The organism is Mycolicibacterium houstonense (genome assembly GCF_900078665.2).
Lineage (GTDB): Bacteria > Actinomycetota > Actinomycetes > Mycobacteriales > Mycobacteriaceae > Mycobacterium > Mycobacterium houstonense.
This window is the reverse complement of record NZ_LT546207.1, coordinates 2,401,280-2,427,227: the sequence shown is the minus strand read 5'-3', so window position 1 is coordinate 2,427,227 and position 25,948 is coordinate 2,401,280. Positions and strand designations below refer to the sequence as shown.

Here is a 25,948-nt window from a genome sequence, read left to right as displayed (position 1 = left end):
GGGCTACTGCCTGGCCCGCCAGTGGTGGGGACATGGCCTGATGTCGGAAGCGGTTTCGCTGGTACTCGACGATCTGCGGCCGGATCCCACGGTGTACCGGGTGTCGGCCTACTGCCATGTGGACAATGCCGGCTCGGCGGGAGTGCTGCGCCGGTGTGGTCTGTCTCTCGAGGGAAGACTGGCCCGCTACGGGCTGTTCCCCAATATCAGTGATGAACCCCAGGACGTGTTGTTGTTCGGAAAGGCGGTGCGGTGATGGGCACATTCGATATTCGCGGTCTGCGGCAACCGGTGATCGTGGCGCCGATGGCAGGCGGGCCGACCACCCCGGAGCTGGCCGCGGCAGGCAGCAACGCCGGCGGGCTCGGGTTCCTGGCCGCCGGCTATCTGACCGCCGAGGCGCTTGCCGACCGGATCGCCGGCGCACGGGCGCTGACCACCGAACCACTGGGTGTGAACCTCTTTGCGCCCCAACCCAGTGCGGGAACCGCCGAGCAGATCCGGACCTATGCCGAGGCGCTGGCCGGTGAGGCGCAGCGCTACGGCGTGGCACTCGGTGCACCGCGCTACGACGACGACGCCTGGGCCGACAAGCTCGACGTGGTGCACGATCTGCGGCCCGAGGTCGTCTCGTTCACCTTCGGATTGCCGAGCCAAGCGGAGATCGCACGGCTGCACGGCGCCGGCATCACCACCGTCGGCACCGTGACGACCGTCGACGAAGCCCGGCTGGCGGTGAGCCGCGGGATCGAGGGTCTCGCCGTGCAGGGCCCGGCTGCGGGCGGGCATCGCGGCACGTTCGATCCGGCCGCCGAGCCCGCATCCCAACCGCTGGAGCAGCTGTTGGCCGAGGTGCTGGCGGCGGTGGACGTCCCGGTCGCGGCGGCCGGTGGGCTGATCAATGCCGACGACGTCGCCGGGGTACTCGCCGCCGGTGCGGTCGCCGCCCAGCTCGGCACCGCGTTCCTGCTGGCCGACGAGGCCGGCAGCAGCGCCGTGCACCGCGCCGCCTTGCAGAGCCCGGATTTCACCGAAACCGTTGTCACGAGGTCGTTTTCCGGCCGCTATGCCCGAGGCCTGCGCAACCGCTTCATCTCCGAGCACGACGCGCAGGCCCCGCTGGGTTATCCCGAGATCCACTATCTGACCAGCCCGGTACGCAAGGCATCGGTGGCGGCGGGCGATCCGCAGGCCACCAACGTGTGGGCCGGCGCCGGATGGCGTCAGGCCCGCACCGGCTCGGTGGCCGAGATCATCGGCAGCCTGCTCCCCGGCCGTTGAAACCTGGCGTCGAAAATGCGCCCAGGGTCGTGATTTTCGGCAAACCACGACCCTGGGTGCGATCTCGACTGTGAGCTAACGACCCGGGCCGACGCCCTCCACGACCACGTCGCCGTTGTCGGAGCGCACGGTGATCTCGGCGACCGCGGCCTTGGGATCGGTCGTCTCGGACACCCGTACCTGCGACGACGACCAGGACTGGGCGTGCACCAGGTACGGTCCGCGTTCGGGCAGACCGATCACCACATCGCCGTTGCGGCTCGCGGCGTCGACCCGTCGCGGGGCGGCATCACGGAAGTCGACACTCACGTCGCCGTCAGCTGTGGTGGCACTGAACTGCTCGGTCACCGCGATGGGGTCACGCGAGACGATCTCGCCGTTGACGGTGTGGAGCTCCACGCGCCGGGCAGCTCCGCGCAGGATGATCGACCCGTCCGTGGTCCGGGCCGTCAGTTCGTCGACGTCGGCCTGGGCGACCACCGTGCCGATCTCCTGCTCGATGCGCACCGCCAGTCGCCGGGCCTGCTCGGGCGGCACCGCGATCGTGATCTCCCCGCCACGCGCCCATTCGAGCACCGGGGAGGGATTGCCCGCGATCGCGATCCGGGTCTCGGTGCCGTCGTTGGTGACCTGCAGTCGGTGTTCACCGCTGTGGGAAGTGTTCACCAGGCGCAGATCGGCTGCGGCGTCCTTGGTTTCACGGTCACCGGTGATGCGGATCGCGATCGGGATGCGTGCCGTGTCGATCACCAGCGACCGCATCGTCGTCGGCAGGCTCTGATGATCGGTGACGACACGGACGGTGCTCACGCCCCAGGCGGCCACACCGAGGCCGGCCACGGCGCCGGCCACCAACAGCGCCGCCGCGGCGATCAACGCGCCGCGGAATGCGGTGCGCCCACCGGGGCTCAACTGAGGTGGCGGACCGGCCGGCGGGGGAGCGGCAATGGTGGTCACGATGAAAGTCCTTTCCCGGTAGGGGTGTTCGGTCTAGGTCTCGAGGTAGCGCAACACCGCCAGCACGCGGCGGTTCTCGCTCTCGTCGGGAGCGAGGTCGAATTTCGTGAAGATCGAGGCGATGTGTTTCTCGGCCGATCCGACCGAGATATGTAGTGCGGCGGCGATGGCCGAGTTCGTCTTGCCCTCGGCCATCAGCTGCAGGACGTCACGTTCGCGCGGGGTCAGCTGATCCAGGGCGCTGTGTTTGGCCGAACGTACCAAGATCTGTGACACCACCTCGGGGTCGAGCACCGTGCCGCCGCTGCCCACCACGCCGACGGCGTCGAGGAACGCCGGGACATCCGCCACCCGGTCTTTCAGGAGGTAGCCGAATCCTCTTGTGTCGGAGGAGATCAGATCTGCCGCGTAGCGCTCTTCGACGTAGTGGGAGAGCACCAGCACGGGGGATTCGGGGTTCTGGCTGCGAAGCAGTGCCGCGGCCCGGATGCCCTCGTCGGTGAACGTCGGGGGCATCCGGACGTCGAGGATGGCCAGGTCGGGGTGATGCTCGTTGACCAGCCGCAGCAGGTTGGTGGCGTCGGGAACCCCGGCCACCACCTCGTGCCCGGCGTCGGCCAGGATCCGCTCGATACCGGCCCGCAGCAGCGCCGAATCCTCGGCGATTATGACGCGCATGGCAGCACCGCCGTCACGATCGTCGGGCCGGTGACGGGACTGGACACCGCGAACGTCCCACCGGCGGCGCGCACGCGTTCCTCCAGGCCCCGCAGCCCGGTGGCGTTCTCACCGGCATCGATCACCGCACCGCCGCGTCCGTCGTCGAACACCGAGACGTGCAGCACGTTGGTGGGCTCATCCCAGCGGACGGTGACCACCGCCTGCGAGGCTGCCGCGTGTTTGGCGACGTTGGTCAACGCCTCGGCCACCACGAAGTAGGCGACTGACTCGACCTCGTCGGGCAGCCGACGGGGCAGGTCGATGTGCAGTGTGGTTGGTACGCCAGATGTTTCGGTGCGTTGCACCACCGAGGACAGCGCGGCGTCGAGGCCGCGGTCGGCCAGGATCGTGGGCGCGATGCCGCGTACCACATTGCGCAGTTCGACCAGTGCGCTCTTGGCGTCGTCGTGGGCCTCGGCGATCAACGCCTTGGCCGAAGGCAGATCGGAATCCAGCTTCGTCTGGGCCAGCCCGATCGTCATCGCCAGGGAGACCAACCTGGGCTGCACGCTGTCGTGCAGATCCCGCTCGATGCGGTGACGTTCGGTCTGTGCCGAGGACACCGCGCCCTGGCGGGCGTCGGCGAGCGCGTTCACCTGGTATTGCAGCGCCGCGGTGGGCGACGGCGACAAGAGCCACCGGTCGATCGCGGCGTCCATGGCGGGGGCGAAGATCAAGATGGCTATCGCGGCGGCGACGGCGACGATGGCCAGGAGCCAGGTGATCGGCGGGGAGGTGAAGACCAGACCGGCGTCGTTGTCGCTGTCGCGGATCGCGACCGAGGCGGCCGGGCCCACGAAGGCGAACGCCAGCAACGCGAACGCGGTACCGGTGGCCAACATGTCGTAGAGCATCCGCAGATAGTTGTGGCAGACGCCTTTCCAGAACCGGGTGCCACTGATGTCCAGCCAGAGCTGGTGCGCCCAGCCCTGGAACCCGGTGTGAGGCGACATCCGGCGGGGCGGGATGCCGATGCCGAGGCCGAACACCGCCTCGCTGCGGATCCGTTCCAGCTTCTCGACGCCGCGCATCAGGTAGATGAACACCACGCCGGAAAGCAGGAAACCGATCACCGACGGGATCGAGGAGAACCCGATCACCGAGATGGACAAGGGAATCCAGAACCACACCAACGCGACCGCGGCACCGGTGATCATCGACGCGGTCGGCACGACGCCGAGGTTGCGGCGCGGTGTCACGGTTTCGGTGGGGGCGGGCAGAACCGTCGGTTCGGTTTCGCTGATTGCGACCATGCCTTCAACCTACGAAGTCGCGGCGTCCGGCGACACAGCGTTTTCCTGATATCCGGGTGGGGGATAACCCCCGCAGGACTACTTGGGTGCCGTGAGTTCCAGAGCGATGTTGTCGGGGTCGCGGAACTCCAGGATGTAGGAGGGCCCGATGTCCTTGACGGGTCCGTGGGCGATACCCAGATCGTCGAGGTGCCGTGCGGCCTCGTTCACTTCGGCGAGACTGCGAAGCCGGAAAGCCAAGTGGTCCAGCCCGGTTCGGTCTTCATCGAAGGGATCGCGGCCGACCGGGCGCAGCCCGATCAGTGTGCCCCCGGCGTCGTAGATGACTCCGCCGAACAGGAAACCCAGACGCGTGCGGGTGGTCGCATCGGCGTCCTGCGGCAACTCGATGAGAACCGGCCAGCCGAACACGCTCTCGTAGAACTGCCGGGACCGTTCGATATCGGTGACCGTGAGCCGCACATGGGCGACCGAGGTCGTGGTGATGGCCATGGGGTTCATGCTGCCACCCGAGCGTGACAGAATCCGTGCGTGCGCGTGGGGATGACGATGCCGGTCATGGAACCTCAGTTGGATGCGACGACGCTGCGGTCCTGGGCGCGCGTCATCGACGGGGGTCCGTTCTCGTCGCTGTGCTGGGGCGAACGCATCGCCTTCGACAATCCCGACAGCCTGACCCTGCTCGGGGCGCTGGCCGCCTGGACCGATCGGGTGCGGCTCGTGACGACGGTGGTGGTGCCCCAGCTGCACGACCCGGTGATGCTGGCCAAGGGCCTGGCCACCGGAGATCTGCTCAGCGGTGGGCGGCTGGCCGTGGGCATCGGGGTCGGCGGCAGGCACGAGGACTACCACGCCGTCGGTGCCGACCCGGCCACCCAGACCCGCCGGGCACTGGCCGAGCGCGTCGCGGTGATGAAACGGGTGTGGGCCGGGGAGAAGGTCACCGAGTCGGTGCTTCCGGTCGGCCCGCCCCCGATTCAGGCCGGCGGGCCACCGCTGCAGATCGGCACGATCGGGCCCAAGACGGTGCGAGACGCGGCGGCATGGGCCGACGGCGTGGCCGGCACGACACTGGATCTGGATCTGACCCGCCAGGCCGAACTGTTCGACATCGCCCGGACGGCCTGGGCCGAGGCCGGTAAGCCGAAACCGCATCTGGCGACGTCGTTCTGGTTCGCCCTCGGCGAGCCCGAGGCGGCTCGTGCCCAGGTACACCGTCACCTGCGCCGGTACATGAACTGGATTCCCGTCGAATATGTCGACGCGATGGCGCCCATGACCGGCTGGGCCGGCAGCGAAGAGGAGCTGATCGAGGTGCTCGGCAAGTTCGAGGACATCGGAACCGATGAGGTTCATCTGATCCCCACCAGTTCCGACATCGACCAGCTGCGCCGGGTGGCCGAGGTGGCGAAGGTCTTCGCCTGAGGCGTCGGCAGGCGAGCCCCTCAGCAAAGTGTGAGCAGGATCATTACACCGTTCCCCGAGTAGTCTGGATCTCGGTTACCCGATTGGCGCTGCGCGGTTGGCGCGGCCGCCGAGTCGCGCCGACGGCCAGCGCCACATTCCGCAAAGCGCCTGTACAGCAGCCTCGAATACGCGCGGTGACCGAGTTGTTCACCTGCCGGTCGCCTGGCATTTCACCTGGGCAAACCCGAGGTGGGTCCGGGCGCGGTCGTGGCGCTGGGCTACGCCGGGACCGGCAAGCTACAGCAAATATTGCTCGGACGCTGGCCGAGGTCGGCGAACATCGGGTTTTGGGACTAGCGTGCTAGAGGCATCGTTGTCAGACGGCGCCGGAACAACAGGTTGGGGAACCCATGATTCAGAAGAGTTTGATCGCCACGACCCTCGCTGCGGGGGCGATCGGCGCCACGGTCGCGCTGTCCGCGCCGGCATCAGCCGATACCAGCGGCAACAGCACCGTCGGGTGCTCGCCGTGTGACCGCGTGTCGTCGTCGGTCACCGATGCCGTCACCGACGCTGCCAAGAACGCCCTCACCGGCGGGGTCGACCTGCCCGAGAACCCGATCGTGGAGAAGTGGACGAACTTCCCCGGCAAGACCGCTGAGAAGTGGGGCGGCTTCCCCGGCCGGACCGCCGAAAAGTGGGCCGGCTTCCCCGGCAAGACCGCTGAGAAATGGGGCGGCTTCCCGGGCAAGGTCTTGAAGAAGTGGACCGGCCTGGGCTGATCCCGGCCGGCGCCAACATTCACGAGCGTGCGGGCAACCGCACGCTCGTGTGCTATCTGGCGAGTTAGCTGAAATTTCGCTGATCCTAACTGTTCTCGCAGCGCAGCCTGCCCCATGAAATAGACGCGGCCTGGTTCACCGACCAAAGGAGCTCGTCGCATGGCTGCGCCCGAAAGGCAGTTGCACCTCAACGCATTCCTGCGCAACATCGGCCAGCACGAAGCGGCATGGCGCCTTCCCGAGACCGACCTGTCGGGCATCACCGACATCGCCCACTACATCGAGCTGGCCCGGATCGCCGAGCGCGGCAAGCTCGATGCCATCTTCTTCGCCGACCACCCGGTGCTCAAGGACCAGACCGAGTTCCGCCCATTCGACGCCCTCGATCCGGTCACCCTGGTGGCCGCACTCGCCGGCGCCACCACCACCATCGGGCTGATCGCGACGGCGTCCACCACCTACAACGATCCTTACGGTCTGGCACGACGCTTCGCCACGCTCGACCACGTGAGCCGGGGCCGCGCCGGCTGGAACGTCGTGACGACCGCCAACGCCTCGGCCGCGGCCAACTTCGGCGTGCCCAACCACCCTGACCCGGCGGACCGGTACCGGCGCGCCGACGAGTTCCTCCAAGTCGCCCTGAAGCTGTGGGACAGCTGGGAAGACGATGCGATCGTCGGCGACAAGCTCGCGCCTCGGTTCGTAGATCCGGCCAAGATCCACGCGATCGATCACTCCGGCGCGCATTTCCAGGTGGCCGGGCCGCTGGAGGTGCCGCGATCCCCACAGGGGCATCCGGTGCTGTTCCAAGCCGGGTCCTCCGATCCCGGCAAGGAACTCGCCGCCAGGTACGCCGAGGCCATCTTCACCGCTCAACCCACACTCGACGAGGCCCGCGACTTCTACCGCGACGTCAAGGCCCGCGTCCGTCGCCATGGTCGCAATCCCGACCAGGTGCACATCCTGCCCGGGTTGTCGACGATCATCGGCGGCACCGAGGCCGAGGCCCGTGCGCGACAGCGCGAACTCGAAGAGCGGACCGTCCCCGATTACGGGCTCGAACAACTCAGCGCCATCGTCGGATTCGCGGTCACCAAGGACGACCTCGACCGGAAGCTGAGCTTCCCGGCCGAGGACCCCGGCGACACCTTCATCAAGAGCCGGCTCGCCCTGGTGAAGCGGCTGGTCGAGACCGACAACCTCACGGTCCGTGAGCTGTTGCTCCGGCTCAGCAGCGGCCGGGGCCATCGATTGTTCGCAGGCACGCCCGAACAGGTGGCCGACACCATCGAGGAGTGGTTCACCACCGGTGCGGCCGACGGCTTCAACCTCATTCCGCCGGCGTTGCCGTCCTCACTGACCGACTTCGTCGACCACGTTGTCCCAGAGCTGCAGCGCCGGGGCATCTTCCGCGACGACTACACCGGCACCACACTTCGTGACCACCTCGGCCTGGAGCGCCCGGCCAACCAATCCGGTACCGATGCGGGCGCGCCCGTATCGGCCGCCAGCTGACAGGGGAACGTGCATGCGTAATCCGTTGACCTCCTTGGTCCGGGTGATCCTGGCCGCCGGTGTGGTGGCCACGGCGGCCGCCTGCCAGTCCGGATCCGGCTCGTCGGAAACCGGCGGGCTGTCCGCCGACGCGCCGATCCCGGTGGCGGTTCCGCAAGGCACCACCCTGGTGGTGGCCGACGACGCCAACCGGCTCAAGACCCTGTTCAGACTCTCCGGGGAACAGGACCGGCTCAGCGCCGACGTGTCCTACGCGAACTTCAGCAGTGGCCCCTTGCGGCTGGAGGCGATCCGGTCGGGCAATGCGCAGCTGGGGCGGGTCGGTGACGTCCCGCCGATCCTCGCGCAGTACTCGGACGCCGGGGTGCCCATCGTCGGTGCGGTGAGATACGACGGGAACGGCCTGGTGTTGGCGACATCGCCGAAGTCGGGCATCAGATCGCTGAAAGACCTGGCCGGTAAGAAGATCGCGATCAACGAGGGCACCGCACAGCAGGCCGTCGTACTGCGCAACCTCAAGTCTGTCGGACTGAGCATCAAGGACGTGCAACCGGTCAATCTGGGGCTGGCCGAGTTCGCCGACGGCCTGCGTGCCGAGCAGGTCAACGCCGCGGTGCTCAAGCAGCCGGACCGGGTTCGATACCTCGCCTCGACCGAGGGGGAGGGCAGCATCGAAATCCCCAATGCCCCAGGCGCCTATCCCGGCCTCTACTACGTCTACGCCAGTCAGGAAGCGCTGTCGGATCCGGCGCGGGCCGCGGCGATCCGAGAGTTCGTCATCGCGTGGTACCGCGCCGAACAGTGGCTCAACGACAATAAGCAGACCTGGATCGACGAATATCTGATCAAGGATCAGAAGGTCAGCCCCGAGGATGCCCGGGCCATCGCCGAAGCGGACGGGCGCACCACGGTGCCGGGCTTCACCGAGGAGCTGATCAACACCCAGCAGGAGACCATCGACCTGTTGCAGGAGGCCGGTGGGTTCGCCGGAAAACAGTTGCGCGCCAAGGACGAATTCGATTCCCGGTTCGCCGACCTCAACGCGAACTCGGCGGGTGACCAGTGACCACCGTCCACGCGGATCCCGCCACGGCGGTGCGGCCCGACCCGAACCCCGCCGAACACCGGGACTATCCGCACCTGGAACACCGGTCGGGCGCGCAGCGCCGACGCCGGCTGGGGCCGGGCCGGGCGATCCCGGCCTCGTTGGCCATCGGACCACTTCTGCTGGTGGCCATTTGGCTCGTCACCTCGCAACTCGGCATCCTCGATCCCCGGACCCTGCCGCACCCGCTGGACATCGTGCGCACGGTCGGCGAAATGTGGTCGGACGGCCGATTGCCCACGAACATCGCCGCATCGCTGAAACTGGCCTCGATCTCACTGGCCATCGGAGTGGTACTGGGCCTGGCCCTGGCGCTGATCTCCGGGCTGAGCCGCATCGGCGAGGCGATCGTCGACGGGCCGATCCAGGTCAAGCGCGCAGTGCCGACCCTGGCCATCATCCCGTTGGCGATCATCTGGTTCGGGATCGGCGACACCATGAAGATCATCATCATCGCCACGAGCGTGCTGATCCCCGTGTACATCAACACCACCGCGCAGCTCAAGGGCGTCGACCTGCGCCACGTCGAACTGGCCGAAACCGTTGGCCTGTCGCGCAGCCAGTTCATCCGCAAGGTGGCCATCCCGGGTGCCCTTCCCGGTTTCTTCACCGGACTGCGGCTGGCCGTCACCATCTCCTGGACCGCGCTGGTGGTCGTCGAACAGGTCAACGCGACCAGCGGCATCGGCTACCTGATGACCCAGGCCCGGATGTACGGGCAGCTGGACATCGTCGTCGTCGGCCTGTTGGTGTACGCGGTGTTCGGTCTCACCGGGGATTACGTCGTCCGGGCCGCCGAGAGGAGGGCGCTGTCGTGGCGGCGCGCACTGGGAACCTGACCGACGAGGTGGCCGTTGTTCGCCGGCTGTCCCGATCATTCGGCGGCACAACGATTCTCGATGAGGTGGAGCTGACCATCCGCAAGGGCGAGTTCGTCGCCCTGCTGGGCCGCAGCGGCTCCGGCAAGAGCACACTGCTGCGCGCATTGGCGGGGCTCGACCACGGGGTGGACGGGGCCGGCGACCTGTTCGTGGCCCGTGACGTGTCGGTGGTGTTCCAGGACTCCCGACTGCTGCCGTGGTTGCGGGTACTCGACAACGTGGCGCTGGGGCTGTCCGGCCGCGACGTCAAACAGCGCGCGAGTGCGGTGCTCGCCGATGTCGGCCTGGCCGGACGCGAACAGGCCTGGCCGTACGAACTGTCCGGTGGCGAGCAACAGCGCGTCGCGCTGGCCCGCTCGCTGGTGCGCAATCCCGCGCTGCTGCTGGCCGACGAGCCGTTCGGGGCGCTCGACGCCCTCACCCGGGTGCGCATGCACCACCTGCTTCAGGAGCTGTGCGCGAAGTACCAGCCCGGGGTGCTGTTGGTGACCCACGATGTCGACGAGGCCGTGACCCTGGCCGACCGGGTGCTCGTGCTCGACGGCGGAGCGTTCGTCGTCGACCGCCAACTGGACTTCCACACCCCCGAGGCCCGCACCTACCGCAATCCCGAGTTCGTCGCGCATCGTGAGGCACTGCTCGCCGCGCTCGGGGTGGGGGAGCAGTAGCTGCAACAGGTCGGCGCGCGTTGACTTTGAAACCACGCACACCGCTACCCGCACAAATGCAGCGTCAACTCAAAGTCAACACAGAGTTGCGCCGGTCACGCCGTTTCGTTCTGTGCCAGATGCTCGGCGAGCAACGTGCCGGCATTGCGGATGTGCCGGGCCATGGCCGCGCGGGCCTGGTCCGGGTCACCTGCCCGCAGGTGCTCGATGATCGCCCGGTGATCCTGGGCCGAGGCCTCGGGCCACCCCTCCACGGCGGCGAAGAACTTGCGTGGTGCGTAGGCCAGGGTGGTCTTGATCAGCCAGCGGATCTTCCGCGATCCGCTGAGCCGGTAGATCAACTCGTGGAACTGATGGTTGAGGCGTTCCTCTTCGTCGAAACCGTTGGCAGCAGCGGCTTTTTCGAGTGCATCCTGGATCCGCTCGAGTTCCTCGACGGTGGCCGGCGTGATCGCCGCGGCGGCACGTGCCGTGAGCTCGCCGCCCAATAGCGCCTGGGCGTCGTAGATGTCCCGGATGTCCTCGCTCGACAGGGCGGTCACCATGAAGCCGCGCCGGGGTTCGACCGACAGGAAGCCCTCGGTCTGCAGCTGCAACAGGCCCTCACGTGCGGGTGTGGCGCTGATGGCGAGCTGCTCGGCCACCGTCTCCGGTCGGATGAACTCCCCGGCTTGCAGCTGGCCGGAGACGATGAGCTCGCGCACATGGGCGGAGGCGACGTCGGACAACCGCATCGGGGCGCGTCGGTTGGTCATCTCGGCCCTCAGATGTCGAGTCCGCCGCGCTTGACCAACTGCTTGGCGATGACACCGCGCTGGATCTCGTTGGTGCCCTCGCCGACGATCATCAACGGGGCGTCGCGGAAATATCGCTCGACGTCGTACTCGGTGGAATAGCCATACCCGCCGTGGATGCGCACGGCGTTGAGCGCGATCTCCATCGCGGTCTCGGACGCGAACAGCTTCGCCATACCCGCCTCCATGTCACAGCGCCCGCCGCCCTCGAGACGCTCGGCCGCATCGAGCAGCAGGGCGCGCGCGGCGTAGAGCTTGGTGCCCATGTCGGCTAGCATGTTGCCGACCGACTGGTGCTGCCAGATCGGTACGCCGAAGCTCTCCCGGTCCTGGGCGTACTGCAGTGCGTCGTCGAAGGCAGCCCCTGCGACGCCGGTCGCCCTGGCGGCCACCTGGATTCGGCCGACCTCGAGCCCCTTCATCATCTGGGCGAAGCCACGCCCCTCGACCCCTCCCAACAATGCGTCCGAATCCACATGACAGTCAACGAAATTGAGCTCGCAGCTCTCCACGCCCTTGTATCCGAGCTTCGGCAGGTCCTTGGACACCTCGAAGCCGGGGACCTTCTCCACCAACAGGATCGACACCCCTTTGTGGGCGGGGGTGGCGGCCGGGTCGGTCTTGCAGAGCAAGGCGACCAGACCGGCCTTGCGGGCATTGCTGATCCAGGTCTTCGACCCGTTGATCACATAACCGGTCTCATCTTTCGTTGCGACGGTGCGCATGGCCTGCAGGTCGGAGCCGCCGCCGGGCTCGGTGAGCGCCATGGTCGCGCGCAGCTCGCCGGTGGCCATCCGGGGCAGGTAGCGCTGCTTCTGCTCCTCGGTGCCGAACTGCAGCAACAACTTCGAGACCACGGTGTGCCCGCCCATCGCGCCGGCCAGGCTCATCCAGCCGCGGGCCAGTTCCTCGGTGACCTGCGCGTAGCAGGGCATTGACACCGCGGCGAAGCCATACGGCTCCGGGATCGCCAGCCCGAAGATGCCCATCTCCTTCATCGCCTCGATCAGGTCTTCGGGATAGGTGTTGGCGTGCTCGAGCTCGCGGACCACGGGCCGTACCTGCTTGTCCACGAAGTCACGGACGGTTTCGACGATGGCCTGCTCTTCGGCGGACAACGTGATCACTGCGGCACCTTTCCTGGAACTCTGCAGAAAATACTCTATAGAGTTTGAGAATGTCCGAACCTGATGACCCGATGGCGGCGGTCCGCCGATACGTCGACGCGTTCAACCGGGCCGACGTCGATGCGTTGGCGGCGGCCTGTGCCGATCCGATGCAGATCCTCGACGGCATGGCGCCGCACGTCTGGCAGGGGCCCGACCGCCACCCGGGACTGGTGGCGTGACGTGCTCGCCGAGGGCGAGCATCTAGGGTCGTCGGATTACCGCATCGTGCTCGACGAGCCACGGCACGTCGATGTCAACGGCGACAGCGGTTATGTCGTCGTCCCGGCGACCATGACGTTTGACCTCAAGGGGCAGCAGGTCGTGCAGAACGGCGGAATCTTCACGGTCGCACTGCGCGGCGGTGACGACGGTTGGCGGCTGAGCGCCTGGGCGTGGGCGAAGGGAACCAACAGCCCTGCGTGACCTGTTTGTACAGGTAGAAGCGATTTTGGAGAGTGCCCCCGGCAGGATTCGAAAGTGCCGCCCCTTTTCTAGCAAATATGCCGGATAACCTGCGATAGCGTTGCAGCCCAACGGATTTGACGGTCTGAAAGTTCGCTCACCTCGCGCATCTGGCACGGGGTAGAATGGCTGACATCGTTGAACCATCGTTGGAGAGTGGCAAACATGCTGGCCAACGCGACGGGCCGCAGGATTCCAAGGGATTTGCCCTGCGATTGCAGAGGGGATGGGCTGGGAATGGCCGGTAAGAAAAACCCGCGCGAGTGGGGATCAATCCGCAAGCAGCCGACAAAATCAGCGCGCTATCAGGCGTCGTATGTCGGTCCCGATCTGCGGCGGCACTTCGCCCCGGTGACCTTCGAATCGAAAATGATGGCCGAACGATGGCTCAACAAAGAAAAGGACCGAATCGACCGCTGCGCGGCCAGCGACGAAGGGCTGGCGTCGTGGAAACCGCCAGAAGTAATCAGCGAGGAAACCAAAGCGGTAGCGCTCACGGTTGCGCAATACGCCAAGACGGTTATCGGTGAACGCAACCTCAAAGCCCGAACCCGAATCGGCTACGAGGCATCACTGAAGAACAGCATCGAGCCCAAGCTAGGCCGATATGCCGTTCGGGATCTCACGCCCGCTTTGGTGCGCTCATGGTTCTCTGGCCTTGGCAGCACCCACCCGACGCGCAACGCGCACGCCTACGCGCTTCTGAACATGGTCTGCAATACCGCCGTGCGTGACGGGTTGATCGAGCGCAATCCCTGCATGATCGAACGGGCGATGAATCCGAAAACGAAGCGCCAGGCCGTCGTGCCCACGATTCCCGAACTTGAGGCCATCGCCGACAAGCTCGGCAGCGACACGAAGAATGCTCGCTTCCGTGCGCTGGTGTTGCTTTCGGCTTGGTGTGGCCTGCGGTATGGGGAAGTGTCCGAATTGCGTCGCAAGGATTTCGATGCCGATTGCTCGGTGGTAACGGTCGCGCGTGCTGTGACACATCGACGCGGCGATGATGGGCAATGGTGCCGCATCGACACCCCCAAAGACGGCAAGCCTGCCAAGGTGGTAATCCCGCCGCACATTCGAGCCGACGTTAAAAATCACTTGGTGAAATACGTTGGCAAGGCAGGAGATTCGTTGCTGTTCACTCCCGCGCGCGGTGGCTGCCACGTCAATGATCGCGTGTTCGCCAAAGACGTTTTCGAACCAGCGCTGGCCGCGATTGGCCGCGACGATATGCGAGTGCACGATCTGCGACACTTCGCAGGCACGATGACGGCTCAGGTCGGCAATCTGGTCGAGACAATGGCTCGGTTGCGACACACGACGCACAAGGCCAGCCTGATCTATCAGCAACAGGTCTCCGGTCGCGACATTGCAGTAGCCGAAGCGCTGTCGGCTCTGCGCACAAATTCGCTTGCAGCACAACAGGATTCGGAATCGTTAGTCGGTACCGATAGTTGAGACATTGTTGGGTGAATCAGCGCTAACGCCCTGACCAGCGTAAACACTCTGAACCCGGCAGGTTTGTTACCTGCCGCCCTTACCTGGTGGCAACGCCCGCTGAGCCCGTAGCACCCGCGCATGACCGGCGACCCCCCTGTTGTGGATCCGGGCCGCGCGGATCACTGCTTCATCGAGCGTCATCAAGCCGTCAAGCGGTGGGTCGCTCTCACCGAACGGGTTCGGCTGGCCGTCGTAGCAGTCGATTCCCGGCCCGGTGGCTTCATCTGGCTGCCAATCGTCGTGGCTTGGTGTCATCGGGTAGGCGTAGTTCTGTTGATCGCTGTGAGAGACGATCTCGACGTCGATCGGCTCGTCTGCGTTGCCAGCCGCCAGGGCCGGGTTTTGTTGGTCGGAATCATCTGCGATGCCGTGAGCGCGGCGAAATTCGGCCCGACTGCCGCCTTGCAACTTGGGCAGGTTGTTCAGAATGCGTTCGTAGGGCTTGAGCGCCACGTCAACCTCGACGGCAGTCTTGGGACTCAGTCCGGCTCTGTCGAGCGCATCTTTGACCGCTTGCAAAGCAATCGCATCGGGCACGCCTTGATCGAGCGCAAACCCGATCAATCGAGTGGTCAGCGCATCAGCCGCTTGCTGCAACCGTCGTTGTGCTGCTGCTTTCACTTGTGGCGCGCTACCGCCGTGAACACGGCACACGTTGGCTCCGCGTGCGGCCATGGCCTTGCACGGTTCGCCGTTGCGTTTGCGTGCTGTGCATCGAACCGCTGGCAGCACCTTTGATAGGTCGGCTCGCTTAGAGGTCGGCATGATCGTTTCCTTCGATAGATACTTTTGCGCCGTTGTGCCCGTTTTGATTTGATCGCTCGCGCTGTCGTTGTTCGGTGTTGGCCGCTGTGCACCGATCACATTTGCACCCGTAATTCGTGTAGCCGTTGACCGTGCCGTGCCTTGGATCATTCGGATCGGTCAGTGTTCGTTTACTTCGGCGGTTGCGTCCGCTGTGCTTCCAATCTTCGGCACGGCGCTCGGTGTCACGCAGCACCCGGCGCACCAAGCCGCTCCAGTTCGTCACGGCGAACCAACGCTTTTGATCGGCTAGCGCGCAAAGCGTTTCGACTAGATCAGTCATGGACGCAAACTGACGGACCCACAGTCGGTAATCGGTCGCGCTCGCGTCGTCATCGCAATCGGCATGGCACACCCGCCAATTGATCCGGCCACCGTCGCGACGGATGATGTTGGCCGCCGCCAGGTTGACACACAGATAACCGTCATCGCCACGAACGAGTTTCCAACACTGCTCGCAGACGAACACCGGGCGTTCGGCCAATGGAAGTGTTCTCGTCGCCACTACGCGATTCCTCTCAAATATGACGGTGCTTCACAGTGCGCTGGATTTCCTCGCTCGCCGTGGGCTGCTGGGCTTGGGACAGTCCCGTCTCTCTTAAGAGAGAGAGACGGGCACAGTCCCCACGAAGCCGGTTTCAGATCTGTCCTGAGCTGTCCCGGACAGCTCGACCAGCACCGATAGCGGGTCTGTCCTGAGCTGTCCGGGACAGAAAAAGCTGTCCCCGAAGCTGTCCCAGCAAACTCGAGGTGGAATCGATCAACGCAGGTCAGGGTAGGAAAACGCTGTCCGGGACAGGTCGGCAATTTTTGCCCGACTCGGGACAGGTCTGGGGACAGCTTTTCGGGGCTGATCATGTTTGCTGACCGCCGTTCTGTGCGGCATGGGCGGCACGGTCGCGGCGGAATTTCAGTGCGGCGGTCCACACGGCATTCGAAGCTTGAACCGATCCGCCAGCGGCGCTGACGGCGGCTTGGGACTTCGGTCGGCCCAATGCAACGCCGATGCCGAGCCGGTCCAGCTCGGCTACCAGTGCGGCCACCTTGCGGTCGGCGGGCACGACTTGGCCGCTGGCAAGCGTCACACCCAGCGCCAGTGTGCTCGCGCCCGGCTCGTGTCGCAGCGGCCCGTCCAGTCGTCGAAGGCTCACCGTTTCGGCGAAGTGCTGCCGTCGGCGCTTGCCCAGCGTCAGCGTCAGATCATCGCCGCCTGGTTTGTCGGCGGTGAGGCGATAGTCGGCGTCCACGTCGGAGAGCTTGTGCGAGCTGCCGCGCGGTCCCCGGTCGGCGTCCTTACCCAAGTGATCGAGCCGTAGCACCGTTACCTTGCGCTCGCGTAGCGGTTGGACTGCGCGCCGATAGAACTGGCTCCACGTGTCGGCGTCGTTTTCCCCACCGTCGATGAATCGGCTTACGGTGTCGAGCACGACTAGATCAAGCTCGCCATCGAGATCGCGCGCTAAATCGCTTACAAGCGTGAGGAATTCGCGTGACCCCTTGGGAGTGTCTAACCCGGCGAGATCGGGAAAGCACACTACCGACAGGTTCGGTAGATCCAGTGGTGCGCCCATCGCGTCGAGACCGCCGCGCCACCAATCTTCGCCGTTTTCAGCGTCCAGATAGATCACTTTGGCCGGGTCGAAGGTCTCAGACGGTTCGGTGTGTGCACGGCCAAGTGCGGCGTCGACCGCAATGCCGCGCGCAAAGATTGACTTGCCGGTGCCCGGTGCTGACGACAGCGAGACATAGCTGTCTCGGGCGAGCACGTCGGGCAGCAGCCACGCCACCGGTTCGGACGGTTCTGTGCGCAGCCGCCGCAGATCAAGCGGCGCGTTTCGCCGGGGCTTTTCGTCGTCGGATTTCACCGCGTTTCCGTTGGAATCGTCCGAAGTATCCGGGCGGTCAAGTAACGCGTTCACAGCGTCCAGCGACGGAGCCGAGTTGATGTCGTCGTCGTGGCGGGTGCCGAATTCGCGGCGCGCTCGGTTGAGAAGATCAGTCATCGCTTGCGCGTCGTGGTCGGCGGGTGCTACTGCCGCGATGGCTTGGCGAACCATCTTCCAGAATTCTCCCGGCGCTGGTCTGCGGTCGCTGCCTTTGAACGAAGTCAGCCAATCGTCGTGCAAGTCATCGAAGATCGTTGACGACACCAAACCGGGCACGATTTCACGTGCGGCCCACCCCACTGTCGCCATCATGGCCGGGTGGTGGCGTTCTCCGCTGGCCAGCTTGGCAGCGTAGGACTCGCGCAACACAGTCCGCCGCCAAGGCTCGCGTTCTTCGGTGTGCGCGGTACACCATGCGGCCTCTACCTCGGCAGTGATCGGCTCACCGCACCCACCAGCCTTGGCGGTCAGAGCGGCCCGGCCCTCGTCGGGTACATCGGGCACGGGTCCGGTTGTGATCCAGCGGTATTCGCCGCCATGTTCGGCTTTAGGGTGTGGCGAAGGAGCAACCATGATCACTGTGTTGCCGGAGCGGATCTCACCGACTTGGGTGCCGTCTTCGGTGCGCAGTGCGCCGCTGGTGAACGTTTCGGTGCTGGCGAACACGTAATGTCCGCGCGCGCCGCGCTTGCCGCGTGTCGCCTGGAACAACCCACCTTTGAGCCACGCCAGTTCGTCGGGAATCACGTCAACGTCCAGATCGCAGGCGGTGAGACCGGATCGACCGGTGTGCAGTGCGATTCCGGCGTCGGGATACTCGGTCCACCATTGCCGAATCCGTGCAGGATCACGGCTCGACTTTTGCGGCCAGCCGGTGCCAACGATGGAGCCTGGATGCTTACCAGCCTTCACCGGCAGCACGTACCCGCCAGCAGCCGCATACGCCAGCGCGGCCTCCAGCGGTGACAGACCGGTCACGTCGGGAATGGACAGCGCTGTGTCACCAGAGCCAGACGAGACCAACCGCAGCCGGTAACCGTGCTCGCCAGGCAACGCGTCGAATTCGAACCGCCACGCGCTTTCGCCGCCATTCTTGTCGGCTGCGCTTGCTACCATGGTGGGGTCCTTTCGGTTGCTTGGCGTTCCGATCTCAAATGGGACATAGACCCGCCCGGAGTCGTCACCGGGCGGGTTTTCCGTATTGGGCCTAAAAGTCTAAGTGCGTAGGCGCGAATCATCAGGATTGACAGGCGGTTTCGGAGTATTCTGTGGGTGTTGGCATACGGCGTCAACGAACGCGAGCCCGTCGGGTGTCGAAGCGGGCCAAACGTTTTCGTTCTCGACCGGTTCGTCATTTAAATCAGCTGTCTTCGCCGTAGCCGTCTTGCAGGTCAATCTCGTAAATCGCTTCTTCGGGCGGCTCGGGAACGTTGTCATCTAGCCATCGCTGCCAACAGTCGCGGCAGACGTGTGTGATGGCGATGAGGTCACCGTGAGCAAAAGCAAAAGTGTTGAAGATCGTCGGTTTGGTTAGACGAGTACAACATTCGTAGTTCAAGTCGCACCACTTGTCATGCTCGACAATGTCCAACACAGATTCAACGGTCGTAGTGCCGCGCAAAGGCCATCGGTGGCCGGCGCGTGACGTTGAAACCACCGCCGGCACGTCCAGTTCAATCGACGGATTCCACGGTGGCATCAACTCGCCGTGCTTGTCGTGGTTGTCGTGAGTCTGCGGCACGTTGTCAATGTCAAAATTGCTCAGCGTCTTATCTGTTGCTTTCCAGCCGCTTTCGTACTCATCCAGACTGCCAGGCTTTACTTCAAAGAAGCTGTCGCGGTCCGGCTCGCTTTGAAAGTAGAACCGATAATCCGCAGCAGCTTTCGCGAGGATTGTCGACCACGGCTGTCCTTCGGGTGCGTCCAGCGATTCACCGGCTAGCATCGACGCCAGAGCTTTGTTGACCTGTTCCTCGGTGGCGAGAATCGGTGCGGCTGATGCTGGGCTGGAAAGCAAGTGTTCCATCGCGTCCATCACTTCCATCTTTAATCTCGGATCGATTGGCCTGCCTACCAGCGGCAGCGGTTTGCCTTCGTCGTCGCACCGATTCGGCGGGTTGGCAATGCGCGCGCGTAGTCGCGCGACGCGGTCGGCATCGCTTTCGGCGGTCATGGCACTTCACTCCCGAATAGGTGGACTGGATGGGTCAGGATCGTCCTGGCGATTTGGGCTTTGAATTCGTCACTCATACCTGGCACTTCACGCAACGCCGAGCACACCGCTTCGATGCGCTCGGTGTCTTCGCGTTGCCATCGCGCAAGCTCACGACGAGCGCGCGATGCTCTCGCCCGCGCTTGCGAGTCGGTGACACCGCGAATCGTTGTCACGCGCTGGCCGTGCGGTTGTCGATTCGCCGCACGAGCTTGTCGACGTCGTTGGGTTCAAACTTGAGCAATCGCAACCCCACCTTATGGGCCGGGATCAATCCGAGCGCAACATACTTGCGCAAAGTGTTCGGAGAGATCCGCAAACGATTCGCCGCTTCCTTGGTGGAAATCAATCCAGCGGCAGAATCAACCCGACCAGGCCGGGTAGTTGACACGTGCGGGTCATGTTGAGAACCGCTGTGCGGCAATGCGGGTGATGTTCGAGACATGCGGGGCGCACCTTTCCAGTCCTTGGTGGATGTTCCCGATGAACACCCCGTGGCTTGCGGCCCCGCGATGTCCAGAATAGCACAATGACGGCGCTACGCTATATGTGCGACATAATCTATTTTGGTTCGACATTGCCTATGCACCAAAGCTATTCGGTGCGGAAAGGCGCGTAAAATCGGAGCCAAGTGTGTAGCGAATGTGAGGCAACCAATGGACACAATGCTCAGCGCCCGCGAAGCCGCCAAGGCCGCAGCCCTAGCTGCGTATCCGATCTACGGGGCCACCGTGCCGACCGGTCAGTACGGCATCACCACGACCGGCGAAGTCGCGCCCGTTCTTTCGACGCTGCGCGACGGTACTGACTTGATGGCCGTGTGGACCGAATTTTCTGAGGTACTGGGCATCTGGAACAAAAGACCGGCGCAAGCTCACGGATCTACTGAGTTTCCGCACGGTCAACGCAGGCGAAGCGGTGCCGCAGAACATCACGCCCGCGCTGTTCGAGCAAGCCACAGAGATTGGTGTTCCGCAAGCCGCTGGTACACCCGGTGATTCGCTCATGCTGGGATACGGATTCACCGACTACGACATTGCAACTCGCCTGACGCGGTTGTTTCTGCGCGGCGCCGATGTGCGGCAGGTTCGCGCGATCATGGACAACATTTTGACCGGCGACACCACGCTTTGCACCGGTGAAATCCTCAAATCGATCTTCGGCAAGGCGCGCAAGAAGAATCCCGAAGGGTTCTGGGTCTACGATCTTTACGACGGGGTTGCGCCGGGACCGCCGCCGTATCTCGGTCGGCAATTTCCCACAGAAGAAACGCATTACATCACTTCGGGCACCGAGCAGGTAGACGCAGGCGACGCTGAGCACCTGATTCGGTTGGTGACACGCAAGGGCTTTTCCAAGGAGACCGGAGCGACGCTGCTTCTATTGTGCAACCCCGACGAAGCCGAGCATGTGATGAGTTGGCGCGCGAATCAACCGAGTCGTCCGCCGGAAGGTTCCGAGACGATTGATGATGTGCCGAAAGCACGGTGGGACTTCGTACCGAGCGAGGCGCAGCCGCCCTACCTGAGCGGCGACGGTGGCGAACTGATCGGCGAACCGGTGTCCGGGTCATTCCACGACATCCCCGTACTCGGCTCTTACGGCGAAGGTCTAGTGATTCAAAGCGATTATGTGCCAAGCGGTTACATCACTGCGGTAGCGACCTACGGGCCGAATTCTGACCGCAACGTCGTTGGTTTCCGCGAGTGGCCGGATGCATCACAACAAGGCTTGCGTCTCATGCCCGGTAATTGGTCCGGTGTCCCGCTGGTGGAGAGCTTCGCGACTCGCGGGTTTGGGACCGGCGTGCGTCGACGTGGCGGTGCTGCGGTGTGTCAGATCACCACGGAACGCGAACTACACCGCGCCCGCTTTCATCACGCACCGGTAGAGGTCGACTATGACCGCGCTACCGTCGTGGGTTGAATCCGCGATGTTCGACGCCCAGCGCGATCCCAGACCCGTCGCGCCCAATCATCTTGCGGTCGGGCTGGACGCGGCGATGCGGGATGAGCCTCGGCGCGTGGGTGACGGGGAGTTGTCTGGTGGCCCTGGCCGGCCGCGTCATTACAACCCGATCACTACCGGGGAGTCGCGCGTGAAGGTGAACCGCGCCACCGTGGGTAAGCCCGAGGGGGCCCGTCGATCAAAGTGGCCGACTGAGAGGACCGCAATGGCGTCAAGGAAACAGACCGCAGCGCGGAAGCGTTTCGCACGACAGGCCAAGGCCAAGGGTGAAACCAAGGTCGGCAAGGCCGCAGCGAGCCGTACCCGGCGTAAACGGAAGCGATAATCCCGTGGCCAAGCGCAATTACAAACGTGACAAGCGGGGCCGGTTCGCGCCCACCGGCAGCTCACGCGTCGAGCGGACTGCCCGCAAGATCAAGGCGCGCGCCGACCGCGCTACATCAGTGGTTCGGTCGCTAGCACTGTCCGGCTCGGTCGTGTTGGGCCCAACCGGGAGTATCACGGCGTTTCGGCTGGTGCGAAGATGCACACCCGGAAGCGGCGCACTGAGTACTACGTCGGCGTCTCAGCAGGCCGCAAGATCGGCTATTGACCGCCAGGACAGGCACGATCAAACGGTTGGAGAAGCTACTCACGCACGGCGTCGGACCGTTCCCCTGCGTTTCCTGTGCACGTCATAGTCCTTCGCTGATACTTTCAGGTCGGCGCCCGGCTGTTCACACACGCCGTCGTGCTACTCACGCTATCTGGACCGGTCAGTGAGGGAACCTATGGCAACGACGTACAACCGAATCGATGTCGCTCTAACGGAGATGGGGCGAAAGACCTGGAACATCGCTGACCTGTACCAGCATCTGCAAACCCTCGACGATTTCAAAGTGCGTAAAGTCAAAGACCAGCCGAAGGAACCTATGTCCGTTCGGGCGATGAGCGGTTTCCTCCGCCTGATTCTCGATCTCGGACTGGTTGAAACACTGACGAACGATAAGAAGAGGGTGAGGCTTACCGACGCTGGCCGCAGGGCATTAGAACAGGAACGCTTCGCTGCACAGATTCAGGCTCGTGTCGAAGTTGCATTTGACCGTAGCGGTATCACACTTCAACAACTGAAGGCGGCAATCTCTCGTATAAAACTTCCGGATTTTGCAGACGCCGATAGAATTTATGAAGAGCTCGTAAAGCGTGGAGAAGTAACGATGCCGGAGAATCGTTTCCGTACCATGATGTTTCTATTGGCCTCTTCGGGTGGCGCCAAGCGGAATATTCGGGTCCACTACAGTGTCTAAGGCATCGACGGGGAGGCGTACTCATGAGCACTTCGGTGAGCCTGATGCGCAAGATGCCGATACAGACTCGCTAGACCGCGACCACATTGCCCGGGCGGTGGAGGCACATTTAAAGTGCAGGGAAGCGACCAACGGTCAAGACGTAGTTGTTGGTGTAAAGGGTAGCGGTAAAACTGATCTGCGGCTGCATGTCGAAGCGTCCGACCCTGACGCGCTGGTGGTGAATTTCAGTGCCAGCGACATAATGCTGAATATCGATGCTTCGGAGCTGCCGGGGTCATCGGGACGCGGTAAGAATGTTGTATCAGCTATATTACTCACCGAGTTCGCGCAACGGGCCGGACGGCAAGGCAAGTCCCCCGCCATGCTCAAACTAAAGGGTGCTGCGGAGCGTATAACGCAAATGATAAAGAACGTTCCCGAAGCGGCCCAAGTCGATGTGTACGGGATTGTAAAGTTCTCGCCAGCAAAGCTCATGCAAACGGCAGCAAAAAATGTGGTCCAGAATGCTACAAACGATCTGCTCAAAGATGTTATTGATGCACTTCAAGATCAACGTGGGTACATTCTGATTGACGATATCGAAGATGTTATCGATAACATCGAGGAGCATCCGCTCGTTCTCGAGTCTATAGTTAGAGCGGCGCACGATATCAATCATGTCTCGAAAGACCGTCTCCATGTGCTGGTATTTATCAAGCATGGCCTATGGCGTGCGTGGTACGAGGAACAACGAGAATATGACAAGGTGGCACATAGAATTGCCTTTCTTGAATGGGATCGTAAATCTCTGGTCGATCTGATCGGGAGGCGAATCGCAACAGCGCGCGGTATTACGAGTGCTCTGACTGCTGAAGAGCTATGGCGGAAGGAATTCGAATGGGAAGGTACCTTCGAATCGTTCACCTATCAGATCACGCGTTATAGCGTCAATGGCCCACGGGATGTGATTGCATTGTGCAACGCAGCGGGTGTGGCCGCTGGCGATCTTGACTCCCCCATTAAGTTGACGCATATCGAGGGGCAGCTCGACAAATATTCTGAACAAAAGCTGGTCGGCATTCATCAAGACTTTGGTGTGCTTTACCCGGGTTTGGCAGTTTTTGTCCAAAGGGTTTTTCGGAATTCTGATGCGACTCTGTCCGCACAAAAGTTAGCGTCCCAAATCGAGGATAGAGTTAAGACGGATCCTGACGCTAAGTTCGAGGACTATAGTTCCGCAGAGTGGTACAGAAATTCGACTAGCGAGCGGCTTGCTATGTTGATGTACGAAATTGGCGTGTTAGGGATCGGCGAAGAACCTAACGTCCGCTATGCTATTGGCTCTCGCACGGTGTCTCGCACCGAATTTATGTCTCAAAAGCAATTAGTGGTGCATCCAGCGTTTCGTCGAAATCTTGGCATCCAAGCCGTGTAATTCTAATGTCAACCGATCCGACCACGGCGGCGTGTACACCCACGCGGCGAACGGCCAACCCTTTCCGTTGCTGCACTGTTGCAGGGAAAGCGGCCCAAGTTGCCGCCGACACTCTTGCCCTACATCGCTGCCGAGAGCCTTGAGAAGGTTGCCCGATGAAGACGGCTTATTCGATCTCTGAGGCGGTCAGAGCACTTGACTCAGGATCGGCAGCCGTAGACCAATCCCCATCGTCGCCGGTGGGTTGTTCGTCTGCACCCAATCATTCGCCATGTCGAGCAAACCCGCCTTACCGATGATTTGAGCGATTCGGACTTCGTGCGCGATCATGGTCGCCGTCGCCATACGAATCATGTTGCGCGCCACTATGGCTGATGTGTGTTCGTCGTCAGGCCCTTCGGTGAACATCCGCGCTTCTTCGTAGTTGGCTTTGATCCGCAGCCGGTAGAGGTAGTCCAGCCAGCCGTACGCCCGGACGTTCTGTTCACACGCGGCTTTTTCGGCGGGCGTCAACTGCGCGGTCTTGTAATTAGGCATCGTCTTTGGCGGCTTGCCCTTCGCCAGCCGAGCGTTCTCCTTTGCCTGCCAATCTTTGCGCTTCTGCTTGACCTTGCGATCGCGAGCTTCGGCCAGTTTGGCATCAACGGCGTCTTGGCGAGTCGATCGCAGCGCCAGCGCGGCGATGTCCCAACAGTTGGTCGAATCGCAGGCGGTCCACCCGTGAAGATTTACGTCGATGTCTCGGCTAGGCCCGTGTAGGTACGCCTTCGGATCTCGGTTGGGACACCGCCCCGGCCTTGGCGGCGAACGAGAACGGCGCGACGCCGGACTGGCGATTCGCCCACAAGGCGATCGCTTGATCTTGCGTCTTTGGGTGGCTGGCCGGTCGCGGCTGACCGCTGGCGACCACCAACGCCTGCACCGATGAGTAGCCGACGTAATACAGCTGCACGCAACCCCATGAGTTCGAGATGCGCATCATTTCGTCTTCACCGATGAATCGCATACTCATCGCCAACAACAACTCCGTGCCCCACGCGCGGTTCAAGCAAGCCGACAATTCATCGGCGTCGTATTGACGCGGTCCATTTGCCTTCGGGAATTTCCCGATTACGTCCTTGGCAAGCTTCTCTAGAATCTGATGGCCCTTGCCGGGAAAGTAGGGGAAACCGGCCAGCGATGTGAAGGCGCACAGATAGTTTTCGTGCGACCGGAAGCTGGCCGTCAAGTCGACGTTGGGCGAAACCACCGAGCGATCATATTGACGCCGCGCGACCAAATTGCGACGGCGCGCGGTGGCAGAACATCGACCAGATCCGCCAGGGCTGCGGGGTGCAGCGCGACAGATCAGCTAATGAAAACCGCCGACCAGCGAAGACGCCAGATGGTTGGAAGATCGTTGAGCCCTGAGTCTGGAGCTAGCTATATGGGCCTATACTGGCTGGTGAGAGACAGTTTTCGACCTGGTGCCCCCGGCAGGATTCGAACCTGCGGCCTTCTGCTCCGGAGGCAGACGCTCTATCCCCTGAGCTACGGGGGCGCGGGCTGAAGATCAGCTGCGCCGATTGGGCTTGCATAGCGTAGCGCATCTCTCGGCGAATACGGATTCGGGGCGCGGGGACCCCAGACCATAGGATGGACCCTCGTGACCCCCGCCGACCTTGCCGAGCTGCTCAAGGCCACTGCCGCCGCAGTGCTGACCGAACACGACCTGGACACCGCCGCGCTGCCCGACACCGTCACGGTCGAGCGCCCGCGCAACCTTGAGCACGGCGACTACGCGACCAACCTCGCGCTGCAGCTCGGCAAGAAGGTCGGCGTCAATCCGCGCGAGCTGGCCGGCTGGCTGGCCACCGCGCTGGCCGCGGCCGACGGCATCGC

27 protein-coding genes, 1 tRNA gene and 2 pseudogenes (2 of these 30 cut by a window edge) are annotated in these 25,948 nt (G+C 63.5%); 15 read left to right on the top strand and 15 right to left on the bottom strand.

Annotated elements, in window-relative coordinates; all coding sequences use genetic code 11:
- Together BN4332_RS35450 and BN4332_RS12125 are read left to right on the top strand one after the other, a co-directional pair.
- A pseudogene (locus BN4332_RS35450) lies at positions 1 to 256 on the top strand (GNAT family N-acetyltransferase); its annotated part reaches 8 nt to the left of the window's first position; the annotation flags it as partial.
- The gene (locus tag BN4332_RS12125; protein ID WP_066898669.1) at positions 256 to 1,281 is read left to right on the top strand and encodes a nitronate monooxygenase; all 1,026 of its coding nucleotides are present in this window, start codon (positions 256 to 258) and stop codon (positions 1,279 to 1,281) included. The pseudogene BN4332_RS35450 and the gene BN4332_RS12125, both read left to right, overlap by 1 nt.
- A gap of 75 nt (positions 1,282 to 1,356) precedes the next feature.
- Here the strand turns inward: BN4332_RS12125 and BN4332_RS12120 are convergent, their stop codons facing one another.
- The 4 genes from BN4332_RS12120 to BN4332_RS12105 form a co-directional block, all read right to left on the bottom strand.
- Complete coding sequence (locus BN4332_RS12120) at positions 1,357 to 2,238, bottom strand: DUF4097 family beta strand repeat-containing protein (RefSeq protein WP_066898668.1); 882 nt, start codon at positions 2,236 to 2,238, stop codon at positions 1,357 to 1,359.
- 33 nt (positions 2,239 to 2,271) lie between these two features.
- Complete coding sequence (locus tag BN4332_RS12115; protein WP_066898667.1) at positions 2,272 to 2,916, bottom strand: response regulator transcription factor; 645 nt, start codon at positions 2,914 to 2,916, stop codon at positions 2,272 to 2,274.
- Positions 2,904 to 4,211: a sensor histidine kinase gene (locus BN4332_RS12110; RefSeq protein ID WP_066898666.1), complete on the bottom strand. Its 1,308-nt coding sequence runs from the start codon at positions 4,209 to 4,211 to the stop codon at positions 2,904 to 2,906. Before BN4332_RS12110 ends, BN4332_RS12115 begins: the two co-directional genes overlap by 13 nt.
- 78 nt (positions 4,212 to 4,289) lie before the next feature.
- A complete protein-coding gene (locus BN4332_RS12105; RefSeq protein ID WP_066898665.1) occupies positions 4,290 to 4,703 on the bottom strand; it encodes a VOC family protein in 414 nt (137 codons plus the stop codon).
- A gap of 51 nt (positions 4,704 to 4,754) precedes the next feature.
- Between BN4332_RS12105 and BN4332_RS12100 the strand changes: the two genes are divergently transcribed.
- From BN4332_RS12100 to BN4332_RS12075, 6 genes are all read left to right on the top strand, one after another.
- Complete coding sequence (locus tag BN4332_RS12100) at positions 4,755 to 5,636, top strand: LLM class flavin-dependent oxidoreductase (protein WP_066898664.1); 882 nt, start codon at positions 4,755 to 4,757, stop codon at positions 5,634 to 5,636.
- A gap of 392 nt (positions 5,637 to 6,028) precedes the next feature.
- On the top strand, positions 6,029 to 6,400 hold the full coding sequence (locus BN4332_RS12095) for a hypothetical protein (protein ID WP_066898663.1): 372 nt from the start codon (positions 6,029 to 6,031) through the stop codon (positions 6,398 to 6,400).
- A 159-nt stretch (positions 6,401 to 6,559) separates the two neighbouring features.
- Entirely contained in the window at positions 6,560 to 7,915 is a 1,356-nt protein-coding gene (locus BN4332_RS12090; protein ID WP_066898662.1) for an LLM class flavin-dependent oxidoreductase, read from the top strand.
- A gap of 13 nt (positions 7,916 to 7,928) precedes the next feature.
- Entirely contained in the window at positions 7,929 to 8,981 is a 1,053-nt protein-coding gene (locus BN4332_RS12085; protein ID WP_074133049.1) for an ABC transporter substrate-binding protein, read from the top strand.
- Positions 8,978 to 9,859, top strand: coding sequence for an ABC transporter permease (locus tag BN4332_RS12080; RefSeq protein ID WP_066898661.1), 882 nt, complete (start codon positions 8,978 to 8,980; stop codon positions 9,857 to 9,859). The genes BN4332_RS12085 and BN4332_RS12080 overlap by 4 nt, the downstream gene beginning before the upstream one ends.
- On the top strand, positions 9,835 to 10,569 hold the full coding sequence (locus BN4332_RS12075; RefSeq protein ID WP_066898660.1) for an ABC transporter ATP-binding protein: 735 nt from the start codon (positions 9,835 to 9,837) through the stop codon (positions 10,567 to 10,569). The genes BN4332_RS12080 and BN4332_RS12075 overlap by 25 nt, the downstream gene beginning before the upstream one ends.
- A 95-nt stretch (positions 10,570 to 10,664) precedes the next feature.
- Here the strand turns inward: BN4332_RS12075 and BN4332_RS12070 are convergent, their stop codons facing one another.
- On the bottom strand, positions 10,665 to 11,324 hold the full coding sequence (locus BN4332_RS12070; protein ID WP_066898659.1) for a GntR family transcriptional regulator: 660 nt from the start codon (positions 11,322 to 11,324) through the stop codon (positions 10,665 to 10,667).
- 8 nt (positions 11,325 to 11,332) lie between these two features.
- Positions 11,333 to 12,490, bottom strand: a complete 1,158-nt coding sequence (locus BN4332_RS12065) for an acyl-CoA dehydrogenase family protein (protein WP_200820291.1) — start codon at positions 12,488 to 12,490, stop codon at positions 11,333 to 11,335.
- 50 nt (positions 12,491 to 12,540) lie between these two features.
- On the opposite strand from BN4332_RS12065, the gene BN4332_RS34285 reads away from it, so the two are divergent.
- The 3 genes from BN4332_RS34285 to BN4332_RS12055 all read left to right on the top strand — a co-directional run bounded on the left by BN4332_RS34285 (position 12,541) and on the right by BN4332_RS12055 (position 14,452).
- Positions 12,541 to 12,711 carry a hypothetical protein gene (locus tag BN4332_RS34285; RefSeq protein WP_235654074.1) on the top strand — a complete coding sequence of 57 codons (171 nt, stop codon included), beginning with the start codon at positions 12,541 to 12,543 and terminating at the stop codon, positions 12,709 to 12,711.
- A gap of 1 nt (position 12,712) precedes the next feature.
- Positions 12,713 to 12,955 carry a hypothetical protein gene (locus tag BN4332_RS34280; protein WP_235654073.1) on the top strand — a complete coding sequence of 81 codons (243 nt, stop codon included), beginning with the start codon at positions 12,713 to 12,715 and terminating at the stop codon, positions 12,953 to 12,955.
- A 204-nt stretch (positions 12,956 to 13,159) separates the two neighbouring features.
- Entirely contained in the window at positions 13,160 to 14,452 is a 1,293-nt protein-coding gene (locus BN4332_RS12055; protein WP_308208394.1) for a tyrosine-type recombinase/integrase, read from the top strand.
- 66 nt (positions 14,453 to 14,518) lie between these two features.
- Here the strand turns inward: BN4332_RS12055 and BN4332_RS12050 are convergent, their stop codons facing one another.
- The 6 genes and pseudogenes from BN4332_RS12050 to BN4332_RS12030 form a co-directional block, all read right to left on the bottom strand.
- The gene (locus tag BN4332_RS12050; RefSeq protein WP_160110837.1) at positions 14,519 to 15,115 is read right to left on the bottom strand and encodes a hypothetical protein; all 597 of its coding nucleotides are present in this window, start codon (positions 15,113 to 15,115) and stop codon (positions 14,519 to 14,521) included.
- A gap of 21 nt (positions 15,116 to 15,136) precedes the next feature.
- A pseudogene (locus tag BN4332_RS35180) lies at positions 15,137 to 15,259 on the bottom strand (hypothetical protein); the annotation flags it as partial.
- Positions 15,246 to 15,803 (bottom strand): hypothetical protein, encoded by a 558-nt coding sequence (locus BN4332_RS12045; protein WP_160110836.1) that lies wholly within the window; start codon positions 15,801 to 15,803, stop codon positions 15,246 to 15,248. The pseudogene BN4332_RS35180 and the gene BN4332_RS12045, both read right to left, overlap by 14 nt.
- A gap of 349 nt (positions 15,804 to 16,152) precedes the next feature.
- A complete protein-coding gene (locus tag BN4332_RS12040) occupies positions 16,153 to 18,300 on the bottom strand; it encodes an AAA family ATPase (protein WP_066898655.1) in 2,148 nt (715 codons plus the stop codon).
- Positions 18,301 to 18,544: 244 nt separating this feature from the next.
- Positions 18,545 to 19,357 (bottom strand): hypothetical protein, encoded by an 813-nt coding sequence (locus BN4332_RS12035; protein ID WP_160110835.1) that lies wholly within the window; start codon positions 19,355 to 19,357, stop codon positions 18,545 to 18,547.
- 211 nt (positions 19,358 to 19,568) lie between these two features.
- A complete protein-coding gene (locus tag BN4332_RS12030; RefSeq protein WP_220096857.1) occupies positions 19,569 to 19,787 on the bottom strand; it encodes a helix-turn-helix domain-containing protein in 219 nt (72 codons plus the stop codon).
- Positions 19,788 to 20,314: 527 nt separating this feature from the next.
- Between BN4332_RS12030 and BN4332_RS12025 the strand changes: the two genes are divergently transcribed.
- The 3 genes from BN4332_RS12025 (at position 20,315) to BN4332_RS33215 (ending at position 24,067) form a co-directional block, all read left to right on the top strand.
- On the top strand, positions 20,315 to 21,322 hold the full coding sequence (locus BN4332_RS12025) for a hypothetical protein (protein WP_066898653.1): 1,008 nt from the start codon (positions 20,315 to 20,317) through the stop codon (positions 21,320 to 21,322).
- A gap of 812 nt (positions 21,323 to 22,134) precedes the next feature.
- Positions 22,135 to 22,650: a hypothetical protein gene (locus BN4332_RS12020; RefSeq protein WP_160110834.1), complete on the top strand. Its 516-nt coding sequence runs from the start codon at positions 22,135 to 22,137 to the stop codon at positions 22,648 to 22,650.
- On the top strand, positions 22,643 to 24,067 hold the full coding sequence (locus BN4332_RS33215) for a P-loop ATPase, Sll1717 family (protein ID WP_160110833.1): 1,425 nt from the start codon (positions 22,643 to 22,645) through the stop codon (positions 24,065 to 24,067). Before BN4332_RS12020 ends, BN4332_RS33215 begins: the two co-directional genes overlap by 8 nt.
- 186 nt (positions 24,068 to 24,253) lie before the next feature.
- Here the strand turns inward: BN4332_RS33215 and BN4332_RS12010 are convergent, their stop codons facing one another.
- From BN4332_RS12010 to BN4332_RS12000, 3 genes are all read right to left on the bottom strand, one after another.
- Positions 24,254 to 24,604, bottom strand: a complete 351-nt coding sequence (locus BN4332_RS12010; RefSeq protein ID WP_066898650.1) for a hypothetical protein — start codon at positions 24,602 to 24,604, stop codon at positions 24,254 to 24,256.
- Positions 24,605 to 24,812: 208 nt separating this feature from the next.
- On the bottom strand, positions 24,813 to 25,316 hold the full coding sequence (locus tag BN4332_RS12005) for a hypothetical protein (RefSeq protein WP_160110832.1): 504 nt from the start codon (positions 25,314 to 25,316) through the stop codon (positions 24,813 to 24,815).
- Positions 25,317 to 25,531: 215 nt separating this feature from the next.
- Positions 25,532 to 25,607, bottom strand: a tRNA-Arg gene (locus tag BN4332_RS12000).
- Between the two features lie 105 nt (positions 25,608 to 25,712).
- On the opposite strand from BN4332_RS12000, the gene argS reads away from it, so the two are divergent.
- Positions 25,713 to 25,948: the start of an arginine--tRNA ligase gene (argS, locus tag BN4332_RS11995; protein ID WP_066898648.1), read on the top strand. The gene runs 1,405 nt beyond the window's last position; 236 of the gene's 1,641 nt are visible here — the first part of the coding sequence; the start codon lies at positions 25,713 to 25,715; its stop codon lies off the right edge, out of view.